We start from the raw sequence: 2,930 nt of genomic DNA on the forward strand, positions 1-2,930 counted from the left end.
CTTTCGCCTGGCTCGGGCGATGCCGACGCCTTGCCAAGGACTGGGAACGATCCATCGAAAGCTCGACCGCATGGGCAACCATCGCCAGCATCCGCATGATCACCCGCAGAATCGCAAAAGTCTCAATCAGTTGAGAAACTTTTGAATCAGGCTCTTAGGTCGGCTTTTCACTCTTGGCACCGCAAAGCCGCCCGTCGCCTAACCACCAAGTTAAGCCGTCCGTCGCCCTCAATCGCTACCGTCTGCCCCAATTGAGAAAGGGCTGGCTCAATCATCCGGAGCATCACCCAATCCCCGCCACCACCGCGCGCAGCCACGCCGTCACCGCCTCGATCCGCGGCGTGGCGTGCGTGTCCTCATGCGTCACCAGCCAGAAGGTCCGCCCGAGCGAGACCCGGTCCGACAGCACGCCCACCAGCCGCGTATCGTCGCGCGCGATGAAGTCGGGCAAAATGCCGATCCCCGCCCCGGTGCGGATCATCGCATGCTGCACGTTGATGCTCGTGCTGCGCGCCCGTGCCACCAGCCCGGCATGGATCTCGCTCAGATAATCCAGCTCCACCGCATGGATATGTTCGGGCACGTAACCGATCAGCGCATGGTCGCGCAGAGCCGCCGCGTCGGCCGGCATGCCGTGCGCGTCGAGATAGTCGCGCGTCGCGTAGAGCTGCAGCCGGTAATCGGCCAGCCGGCTCGCCTGCAATTGCCGGTTGCGCGGCCGCGCCAGCATCACCGCGATATCGGCCTCGCGCTTCGACGGGTTGAGAAAGCCCGAGGCGGTGATCAGGTCGAGCCGCAATTGCGGGTGATCGCGGCGGAACCGCGCCAGCCCCGGTGCCACGACATGCGTCGCCAGCCCCTCGGCGAGGCTCAGCCGGACATGCCCCGACAATGCCGATCCCTGCCGGTCGCCCTCGCTCGCCGCCAGTACCGCCGCCTCGATCGTCTCGGCATGCAGCAGCAGCGCCTGGCCCGCCTCGCTCAGTCGCCGCTCGCCGCCGATCGTCGCGAACAGCGGCGCGCCGATCGCCGCGTCGAGCCGCGCCAGCCGCCGCCCGACCGTCGTCACGTCGATGCCGAGCAACCGCGCCGCCGCCGCCAGTCGCTGCGCCCGCGCCACCGCGAGGAAAATCCGCAGATCGTCCCAGTTGCGCATCCATCCCCCGCAAAAATGCACATGCTACCCGCAAAGATGGAGCCTTGCATGCATAAATGCGCGGTGGGATAGAGCCCGCAACCACTGCCCCCGGGGCACGGAATCTCAGGAGAACGTCATGCGCGTCATCGATCATCTGATTGTCGGTCACTCGGGCGGTGGCGCCGGGCGCACGGGTGACGTGTTCGATCCCAATACCGGCCAGGTCCAGGCGACCGTCAATCTCGGCACCCAGGCCGAACTCGACGCCGCCGTCGCCGCTGCGCAGAAGGCGCAGCCCGGCTGGGCCGCGACCAACCCGCAACGCCGCGCCCGCGTGATGTTCAACTTCAAGGCGCTGGTCGAGAAGAACATGGACGAGCTGGCCAGCCTGCTCTCGTCCGAGCATGGCAAGGTCATCGCTGACTCCAAGGGCGACATCCAGCGCGGGCTTGAGGTGATCGAGTTCTGCTGCGGCATTCCGCACGTGCTCAAGGGCGAATATACCCAGGGCGCCGGCCCCGGCATCGACGTCTATTCGATGCGCCAGCCGCTCGGCATCGGCGCCGGCATCACCCCGTTCAACTTCCCGGCGATGATCCCCTTGTGGATGTCGGGCGTCGCCATCGCCACTGGCAACGCCTTCATCCTCAAGCCGTCCGAGCGCGACCCGTCGGTGCCGGTGCGCCTCGCCGAACTGTTCCGCGAGGCCGGCCTGCCCGAGGGCATCCTCCAGGTCGTCCACGGCGACAAGGAGATGGTCGACGCGATCCTCGATCACCCGGCGATCAGCGCGGTCAGCTTCGTCGGCTCGTCCGACATCGCGCATTATGTCTATCGCCGCGGCGTCGCCGCCGGCAAGCGCGTCCAGGCGATGGGCGGCGCCAAGAACCACGGCATCGTCATGCCCGATGCCGATCTCGACCAGGTCGTCGCCGATCTGTCGGGTGCGGCGTTCGGCTCGGCCGGTGAACGCTGCATGGCGCTCCCCGTCGTCGTCCCCGTCGGCGAGAAGACCGCCATTGCGCTGCGCGAGAAACTGCTGCCTGCCATCGCCGCGCTGCGCGTCGGCATCTCGACCGACAATGACGCGCATTACGGCCCGGTGATCAACGCCGCGCACAAGCAGCGCGTCGAGAACTGGATCCAGACCGGCGTCGATGAAGGCGCCGAGCTCGTCGTCGATGGCCGCAACTTCACGCTGCAGGGCCATGAGCAGGGCTTCTTCATCGGCCCGAGCCTGTTCGATCACGTCACCACCGACATGCAATCGTACAAGGAAGAGATTTTCGGCCCCGTCCTCCAGATCGTCCGTGCCAAAGATTTCGAGGATGCGGTCCGCCTGCCGAGCGAGCATCAATATGGCAACGGCGTCGCGATCTTCACCCGCAACGGCCATGCCGCGCGCGAATTCGCCGCGCGCGTCAATGTCGGCATGGTCGGCATCAACGTGCCGATCCCGGTGCCCGTCGCCTATCACAGCTTCGGCGGCTGGAAGCGCTCGGCCTTTGGCGATACCAACCAGCACGGCATGGAAGGCGTGAAGTTCTGGACCAAGGTCAAGACCATCACCCAGCGCTGGCCTGACGGCGGCGCCAATGAGCTTGGGGGCGACGCCGCCAACGCCTTCGTCATCCCGACAATGGGGTGACTTTCTTCCAAGTTCCTCCCCAGCTCCGTGTATAGACCGGAGAGATAGCGAACAGGTGTTCGGAGACATGGTGAACACATTGGGTGCGGAGGTGCCCGATGCCATTCAAGGAGTCTTCGATCTTGTCACAACGGGAAGAGTTTT

General features: G+C 65.8%; 2 protein-coding genes and 1 pseudogene. 2 read left to right on the top strand and 1 reads right to left on the bottom strand.

The window, feature by feature from the left end:
- Positions 1-134, top strand: a pseudogene (locus tag U1839_RS26660) (IS5/IS1182 family transposase); the annotation flags it as partial.
- A 149-nt stretch (positions 135-283) separates the two neighbouring features.
- Here U1839_RS26660 and U1839_RS26665 read toward each other — a convergent pair.
- Entirely contained in the window at positions 284-1,156 is an 873-nt protein-coding gene (locus U1839_RS26665) for a LysR substrate-binding domain-containing protein (protein ID WP_332806586.1), read from the bottom strand.
- A 118-nt stretch (positions 1,157-1,274) separates the two neighbouring features.
- Here U1839_RS26665 and U1839_RS26670 point away from each other — a divergent pair, with 118 nt between their 5' ends.
- Positions 1,275-2,786 (top strand): CoA-acylating methylmalonate-semialdehyde dehydrogenase, encoded by a 1,512-nt coding sequence (locus tag U1839_RS26670; RefSeq protein ID WP_332806587.1) that lies wholly within the window; start codon positions 1,275-1,277, stop codon positions 2,784-2,786.
- The last annotated feature ends 144 nt before the right edge of the window (positions 2,787-2,930 follow it).

The sequence above is a fragment of the Parasphingomonas halimpatiens genome (assembly GCF_036663795.1).
GTDB lineage: Bacteria > Pseudomonadota > Alphaproteobacteria > Sphingomonadales > Sphingomonadaceae > Sphingomonas.